Annotated in this window: 7 protein-coding genes; 3 read left to right on the top strand and 4 right to left on the bottom strand. The window is 48.6% G+C overall.

All coding sequences use genetic code 11. The annotated features are described in order from the left end of the window. The 3 genes from PLH26_RS16130 to PLH26_RS16120 form a co-directional block, all read right to left on the bottom strand. Positions 1 to 261, bottom strand: a 261-nt coding sequence (locus PLH26_RS16130) for a hypothetical protein (protein WP_324587059.1), incomplete at its 3' end; no start/stop codon positions are given. Between the two features lie 24 nt (positions 262 to 285). Then, positions 286 to 471 (bottom strand): hypothetical protein, encoded by a 186-nt coding sequence (locus PLH26_RS16125; protein ID WP_324587058.1) that lies wholly within the window; start codon positions 469 to 471, stop codon positions 286 to 288. Positions 472 to 761: 290 nt separating this feature from the next. Next, complete coding sequence (locus PLH26_RS16120; protein WP_324587057.1) at positions 762 to 1,478, bottom strand: Crp/Fnr family transcriptional regulator; 717 nt, start codon at positions 1,476 to 1,478, stop codon at positions 762 to 764. A 211-nt stretch (positions 1,479 to 1,689) separates the two neighbouring features. Between PLH26_RS16120 and proB the strand changes: the two genes are divergently transcribed. The 3 genes from proB to PLH26_RS16105 all read left to right on the top strand — a co-directional run bounded on the left by proB (position 1,690) and on the right by PLH26_RS16105 (position 5,759). Beyond that, a complete protein-coding gene (gene proB / locus PLH26_RS16115) occupies positions 1,690 to 2,724 on the top strand; it encodes a glutamate 5-kinase (protein WP_324587056.1) in 1,035 nt (344 codons plus the stop codon). A 9-nt stretch (positions 2,725 to 2,733) separates the two neighbouring features. Next, complete coding sequence (locus tag PLH26_RS16110; RefSeq protein WP_324587055.1) at positions 2,734 to 3,975, top strand: glutamate-5-semialdehyde dehydrogenase; 1,242 nt, start codon at positions 2,734 to 2,736, stop codon at positions 3,973 to 3,975. 284 nt (positions 3,976 to 4,259) lie between these two features. Continuing rightward, the gene (locus tag PLH26_RS16105) at positions 4,260 to 5,759 is read left to right on the top strand and encodes a tagaturonate reductase (RefSeq protein WP_324587054.1); all 1,500 of its coding nucleotides are present in this window, start codon (positions 4,260 to 4,262) and stop codon (positions 5,757 to 5,759) included. Positions 5,760 to 5,831: 72 nt separating this feature from the next. Here the strand turns inward: PLH26_RS16105 and PLH26_RS16100 are convergent. Continuing rightward, positions 5,832 to 7,766, bottom strand: a 1,935-nt coding sequence (locus tag PLH26_RS16100; RefSeq protein ID WP_324587053.1) for a helix-hairpin-helix domain-containing protein, incomplete at its 5' end; no start/stop codon positions are given.

The raw sequence follows: 7,766 nt of genomic DNA, 5'->3' as shown, positions 1-7,766 counted from the left end.
GTTGGGCTGCGGGCGTACCACGGGGATGCCATTGTCCACGCCGATCATATTTTGTTTGGTATATGCTTCACCCAGCTTTGCATATTCCGCGGTGCTGGTGCGGTAGGTAGTGCTGGACGGGTTCTGTTTCCCGTAAACATGCCACATGATCATCCATACGAACATGCTGATGCAAAGCAGCAGGGCGATGACCATCCACATTTTTTCATCTTTTGATACCTTTTTATCGTACCATCCTTCGGCCGGACTGAATAAGCTCATACACAGGGTTTTTTGGTAAGAGATTTATTTGATCAGGGTTTCCTTGATTGCTTCCGGTATGGCCGGTAAATTGGAAAGCTCCATCACCCCCCATAGCAGGTAGAAAATGGCATAAATGGTTACGCCCAGGAATAACAATAGCATAAAATCATCCATGATCATTCTTGCGAATGGAACTTTTTTGCTTTCGGGTTGCTGATCGTTTTCCATGTTGATTTGTTTTAACAATGAATAACAATGCTGTATGTCGTAAAGCTAATGGTGATCCTGTACAGGAAAGGGCAGGATGGCAGATTAATGTGGCAGTAATTACGTTTTCGTATTTTTTTTGGAGATAATAGTGTTATTACCGGGCGCATTCCGCTCTTTGGCTTCTAAAGGTTTTGATTCTATTGCTGGCGTAAATTTTATAATGCAGATGCCTGCCCGCAGGGCGGGTACCCGCCTGAGTGACGCAGACGGGCAGGTGTCCACCCGCCTGCGAAAAACGCCGGCTATGGTCAGGCTCCCGATAGTGACTGGTGGTTTGAGATGCCTCGCAGCCTGGCGGTATTGAGATAGCTGAACTTCTTGGCTGCACATTTGATCAGTCCTTCCTTTTCGAAGTCTTTTAATACTTTTGAAACCTGTTCTTTGGTAGTGCCCGCCAGATCGGCTATATCCTGCCTGCAGAGGCTGATGCGGAAGCTTTGTTTTTTTTCCTCGTATTGATAGGCTTCTGCGAGTTGTAAAAGTGATTCGGCAATTTTTTCGCGCACTGTTTTATGTGCCAGGTTAACGGCTTTTTTTTCCACCAATTGCAGTTCGTCCAGGAACTGGTTAATGATCTGTTGCTGAAGTGCCGGGCTATTAAGGGCTATATCGTTAAACAGATCATACGGCACATAGCAATACTGTACTTCTGATACCGCGGTTGCCGAAGAGGTATGGCAGGCGTGGCTGGTATTTGCCCTGTGACCGAAAACAGCTCCCCTGCCGGCAATTTGGAGGATCAGCGGCCGGCCCTGCTTCCCGTTCAGCTCAATCTTTAAGAACCCTTTTTTAATGAAGCAAACGCCCCGGACGGGGTCGCCCTCCGAAAAAAGTCTTTCTCCTTTCTGAAGTGATTTGGATAATTTAAAAGTGCTGATGGCCGTAAGCGTATGCGTATCGCAGTTGTTCAGGATAGAACAGTTCCTGACCTTACAGGTAATACAATCATAGCGGGTTATTGCCATCTTGATCTGTAATATTTATTTCCTCCTTCGGGTAAGTGAAACAAAGATGATCCCAATATGCATCTCTTTCCCTGCTTATTTTATGATCCTGATTAGTCCGGAGGCTGATTTTTGTGCGGGTTTGGCTTTGCTGCAGTGCTGCAACCGGGCATGTGCGTTTCAACTTTCTTTATCCTTATTTTTGTGCTCTTTTACAACAGAAGATTTATTCATGCTTAAAAAGGTATTGGTCATTAAGTTAGGCACAGCTGTTATTACAGATGACGAAGGGAAGATTGACCGGTCTGTTATAAAAAAAATAGCTGCGCAAACCGCCACGCTCACTAAAACATATCATATCGTACTGGTATCCAGCGGTGCGGTAGGCAGCGGCCGGCCTTTTTTTAAAAAATACAAGGGTACTTTAGCTGAAAGGAAGGCGGCGGCAGCGGTGGGTAATCCCATGCTCATACAATTGTATCATAAATATTTTTCGGCGCATGGTATAACGGTGGCGCAGGCCTTATGCGAAAGGCATCACTTTTCCAACCGGAAGCAATTCCTGCAACTGAAAGAAACCTTTGGTGAGTTCTGGCAAAATGACATCCTGCCGGTAGTGAACGAAAATGACCTGGTAAGCAATATTGAGCTTAAGTTTTCTGATAATGATGAGCTGGCAACGCTCATGGCTATCGGCTTTGACGCCGATACCCTGATCCTGTGTACCTCCGCAGGAGGGCTGATGGATCATGAAAAAAATATCATACCCGCTGTGCCGAAAATAGACAGTACGGTACTGGGCTATGTAACCAAAACCAAATCCAGCCTGGGGTTGGGCGGCATGCTTTCCAAGCTCACTTCCACCAGGCTGGCCACTTCACTGGGAATAAGAGTGGTCATCTGCGGGTTAAGCGGAAAGGATACCTTAATTTCGGCGCTGCAGGGTAAAAGCGGCACTACTTTTACGGCGCGGCCTTCCAATTTAAAGGCGCGCCGGAAATGGCTGGCCAGCGGCTCTGTAACCATTGGTGGCGTGTATATAGATAAAGGCGCGGCAAAAGCGCTGCAGTCGCGGAAGAGCCTGCTTACCGTGGGGATCAGGAAAGTAAAGGGGAATTTTGTTGCGGGGGAAGTGATACGACTGATGGATGAGGAAGAGACGATTGTTGGTGTGGCTAAGGCAAAGCTCAGCGGAGCCGAGATCAGCAAACAAATTGCACATAAAAATATTATTGCGGCGCATGCCGATGATATTGTTATTTTTTAATTGATCATAATGAGTACTGCGATTTCACAGATAAAGAAAGCGTACCAGGCGGCTCCTCACCTGAGGGCGATGGATGATAAGCAACTGAAGAAGATCTTACTGATGCTGGCGGATGAGCTTGAGAAACAACAGGGTTCCCTGCTAAAGGCCAATCATGCAGATGTGGCGAAGCAGGACCCAGCCAATCCGCGTACCGATCGCTTAAGGTTGGATGAAAAAAGGATCAGGAGTATCGCGCAGAGTATCCGCAAAGTGAGCAGGTTACCCAATCCCGCAGGGAAGGTTTTAGAGAAACGAAAGCTCAGGAATGGTTTGCTGCTCGAAAAAATAGCGGTGCCTCTGGGAGTGGTAGGCGCCATATACGAATCAAGGCCCAATGTAACTTTTGATATCGCGGCCCTATGCATTCGCAGCGCCAATGCCTGCGTGCTCAAAGGCAGCAGTGAAGCGGAAAACTCCAACCGTGCAGCTGCACGCATTATACAGCAGGTATTAAAAAAGAGCGGGCTTCCCGCCGCTGTGGTTACTTTGCTGCCTTCGGAAAGAGAGACCGTACAGGAATTATTTACCGCCACGCAATATGTGGATGTGCTGATACCGCGGGGTTCGGATGGACTTATAAGTTATGTACGCAAGAACAGCCTTGTGCCGGTTATTGAAACGGGAGCCGGTGTATGCCATGTATACGTGGAAAAGAAAGCGGATATTGCCAAAGCGGTGAATATAACGGTCAATGCCAAAGTATCGCGGCCTTCGGTGTGCAATGCCATGGATGCATTGCTGGTAGATCAATCCATCGCCGCCGACTTTTTACAACAGTTACAACCGGCGCTCGGACAATACCATGTTGAGATCTTCGCCGACCCGGCGGCTTATAAAATATTAAAAGGCTATCCGCACCTGCGCAGGGCAACACTTGCTGATTTTGGAAGAGAGTTTCTCGATTTAAAATGCGCTGTTAAAGTGGTGAAGGATTCCACAGAAGCGATTGACCATATCCGTAAGTATTCTACCAAACATTCGGAAGCTATTGTAACGGAGGATAAAAAGCAGGCCGAATATTTTTTGCATGAAGTAGATGCAGCCGCTGTTTACCATAATGCTTCCACGCGGTTCACCGATGGTGAGGAATTTGGACTCGGCGCCGAGATCGGCATCTCTACCCAGAAGCTCCATGCCCGGGGGCCTTTTGCACTGGAAAAACTGGTGACAGAGAAATGGGTAGTGAGAGGGAACGGACAGGTGAGGTAATTTTGGATTTGAAATTTTAGATTTGAAATTTTAGATTGAGGCAGTTGCAATTAGCGTCGGCCGCGGGTGAAAATGAGAGCGGTCGGTACGCGACAAAGGAGGCGTCAGACCGCGGGGTAATGTGGGAAGTGTGGAAATGAGAGTGGTCGGTACGCGACGAAGGAGGCGTCAGACCGCGGAAAGAATGTGAAAATGGGAGTTCCCCTACCTTGCACCTTGTACCCTGTAACCTGCACCCCGCTGACCTTTTCGGATTTCGATTTTTAATCTTCGAGCTTTGTATTATGATACTCAACAAAACCAATCTTTCCGCTATTGCATCGCAGGCAGTACAAAAAGCGGAAGCCAAAGTGTTTGATCTTCCTGAAAAAGTGTTACAGTTTGGTACCGGCGTATTATTGCGCGGACTGCCCGATTACTTTATTGATAAGGCCAACAGGCAGGGCATATTTAACGGCAGGGTAGTGGTGGTAAAATCAACAGACACCGGTGGTACCGGTGCTTTTGAAGAACAGGAGGGATTGTACACCCTGTGTATACGTGGTATTGACAAGGGACAAAAAGTAGAGGAAAACCATATTTGTTCGGCTATAAGCCGGGTACTGTCGGCAAAGCAGCAATGGGAGGAAATTTTAAAATGCGCACATAATCCTCAACTGCAGATCATCATTTCCAATACCACGGAGGTTGGAATAACATTGGTTGAAGAGGATATCCGGCAGGATCCGCCGGCTTCGTTCCCTGCGAAACTTTTGGCGTTCTTATATGAGCGGTATAAGGCTTGCAATGGCGGTGTACACGGAGGCATGGTAATTGTACCCACAGAGCTTATTGTAGGCAATGGCGACCGCCTTGCCGAAATTGTGTTAACGCTGGCCCGCTACAACAAGCTCGAAGACGGGTTTGTGCACTGGCTGAAAGCAAACAATACTTTCTGCAATTCGCTGGTAGACCGTATTGTACCGGGAAAGCCGGCTGCTGAAGCGAAGCAAAAAATTGAAAGTGACCTGGGCTATACCGATGAATTGCTGATCATGTGTGAAGTGTACCGGTTATGGGCCATTGAAGGACACGACAAGGTGAAAAATATTTTGTCTTTTGCGCCTGCCGATAGCGGGGTGATCATTGCACCGGATATAGAAATGTACCGTGAGCTTAAGCTCCGCTTGCTGAATGGAACGCATACCCTGAGCTGCGGCTTCGCTTTTTTATCGGGATTCAATACGGTAAAGGATGCAATGGAAGATGAGGCGTTCGGGCAGTTCGTGCACGATCTTATGCTCAGTGAGATCGCTCCCGCTATACCCGCTAAGGTGAATGCGGAGGAAGCGGAACGGTTTGGATTGCAGGTATTAGACAGGTTTCGCAATCCCTTTATTAAACACCAGTGGATCAGCATCACCATGCAGTATACTTCCAAAGTGAAGATGCGGGTAGTACCGGTGTTGTTAAAGTATTTTGCTGATCACAACAAAGTACCTCAACATATTGCTTTGGGCTTTGCCGCTTATTTGCTGTTCATGAAAGCAGTACAAAGGGAAGGCCGTGTTTACCAGGGACAATGGAAGGGGGAATTCTATCCGATCAACGATGACAAGGCGGATCACTTTTTTCATCAATGGAAAAAATACGATGCGGATGAACTGGTACAACAGGTATCAGGCGATGCCGGCTTATGGGGCACCGATCTTTCTGCCCTGCCCGGTTTTGTACCGGCAGTGCAGACCCATCTCAAAGCTTTGATGAAAGAAGCGCCTGCAGATCTTATCGCCCGGTTGAAATAACGCAGTCTCATTATTTTCCCGGCAGAACCATTTCTATAAGCTTTATCGCTGAATAGTTTTTGCTGCGTGCTTTTATTTGAAGTTCCTTGAAGGGAACAATTCTCCCTGGATCATTTTTTTCAATGGACTGGTATTTTCGCTGGCGGCATAAAAGATACCGTCTTTCTCATCCGCCCGGCAAGGTGCAGCTACCCGTGGGTTTGCTTCACCGCGGGGAATCAGCTTTCGCAGTAAGGAAGATAAATTGGAACATTGCTGCGCCACCACATGGATCACTTCACCTTCGCGTTGCAGCCTGCCTGCCACCATCAGCAGCCTGGACTGCAATATCTCTTTGCGGTACTGTTCAAACAGTTGCCGGAATACAACCAGGTTGGCGCTCCCGGTTTCGTCTTCAATGGTGATAAAACAAATACCTGATGCAGTGCCGGGGCGTTGTCGCACGAGCACCAGTCCGGCTACCTGTACAGGAGCGCCGTCAGGCAACCTGCTGAGCTCTGCAGTGGAGACGATCTGCCGGCTTTGGAGTTGCGCTCTTACAAAACTCACCGGGTGCGCTTTTAAGGACAGGGAAAGACTGCTGTAATCCTGCACCACGTGTTCGGAGACAGTCATTTCAGGTAATGCTACCGGGTTTTCCATTTTACTTTCAAAGGGTAGTCCTTTAAATACGCCCGTTGGATGATCGGCCAGCGAGCTGATCTCCCATAGCGCCCGGCGCCTGTCCAGTCCGATGGAGCGGAATGCGTCTGCATCTGCGAGCTTCTCCAGCGAAGCAATGGAAATGCCGGTATCAAGTAGTTCATTGATAGCCGTAAAAGGCTTGTTTCGTTTATCCGACAGCGTTACCATATCCGCTTCATGTAAACCTTTCACCTGCCGGAATCCCAAACGCAGTGCACGGTAGCTGCTATCTTTTTCCTCCAGGGTATTGTGCCATGCGGAATGATTGATGTCCACCGGTTGCACGGATACACCATGCTTTTGTGCATCCCGTACAATTTGGGCAGGCGCGTAAAAACCCATCGGCTGACTGTTGAGCAGTGCTGCCGCAAACACATCAGGGTAATAACATTTCAGCCAGCTTGATATATATACCAGCAGTGCAAAGCTCACCGCATGGCTTTCGGGGAATCCGTAAGAGCCAAAACCTTCGAGCTGCCTGAATACTCTTTCTGCATATTCCCGTGTATACCCGTTCTTCAGCATACCCCCTATCAGCTTATCATGAAACTGTTTTACCATACCCTGTGCCTTGAAGGTGGCCATGCTTCTTCGTAAGGCATCCGCTTCTGCAGGCGTAAACCCTGCTGCCACGATGGCAATTTCCATCGCCTGTTCCTGGAAAAGCGGAACGCCGAGGGTTCTTCCTAAAATTTCTTTTAGTGCTTCCGACGGATATTCCACCGGCTCCTGCCCGTTGCGACGGCGCAGATAAGGATGTACCATGTCGCCCTGTATCGGCCCGGGCCGCACGATCGCTACTTCAATGGCCAGATCATAGAAGCACCGGGGTTTCAGCCGCGGCAGCATAGACATCTGTGCCCGGCTTTCGATCTGGAATACGCCAATGGTATCGGCGTGGCAGATCATGTCGTACACCTTCGGATCATCCTGCGGGATACTGGCAAGGGTAAGATCAAGGTTATAATGCTGCTTTGCCAGGTCAAAGCATTTACGGATACAGGTGAGCATGCCCAGCGCCAGCACGTCTATCTTCAGCAATCCTAATGCATCAATATCATCCTTGTTCCATTCAATATTCGTCCGGTCTTTCATCCGGGCATTCAGGATCGGGCACAGGCAGGATAATTTATTTTGTGTGATGACAAAGCCTCCGGTATGCTGCCCTAACTGGCGCGGAAAGCCGATATATTGCCGGGTCAGTTCCAGCACTTTTTTAAGATGCGCGTCGCCGGGGTTTAACCCCGCTTCCCGGATCCGTTCTTCAAACACGCCTTCACCATGGGTGCCGCTGCAGCCGGCGAGCACGTCAATGATGTCTGC

The sequence above is a fragment of the Agriterribacter sp. genome (genome assembly GCF_035444585.1).
GTDB lineage: Bacteria > Bacteroidota > Bacteroidia > Chitinophagales > Chitinophagaceae > Agriterribacter.
Note: the sequence above shows the minus strand (reverse complement) of the source record. Positions and strands in the feature narration are given on the sequence as shown.

Excerpts from the sequence above, each read along its gene's own strand:
- PLH26_RS16110 (WP_324587055.1), top strand. The coding sequence starts at position 2,734 with ATGAGTACTGCGATTTCACAGATAAAGAAAGCGTACCAGGCGGCTCCT.
- PLH26_RS16105 (WP_324587054.1), top strand. The coding sequence starts at position 4,260 with ATGATACTCAACAAAACCAATCTTTCCGCTATTGCATCGCAGGCAGTA.
- PLH26_RS16125 (WP_324587058.1), bottom strand. The coding sequence starts at position 471 with ATGGAAAACGATCAGCAACCCGAAAGCAAAAAAGTTCCATTCGCAAGA.
- PLH26_RS16120 (WP_324587057.1), bottom strand. The coding sequence starts at position 1,478 with ATGGCAATAACCCGCTATGATTGTATTACCTGTAAGGTCAGGAACTGT.
- proB (WP_324587056.1), top strand. The coding sequence starts at position 1,690 with ATGCTTAAAAAGGTATTGGTCATTAAGTTAGGCACAGCTGTTATTACA.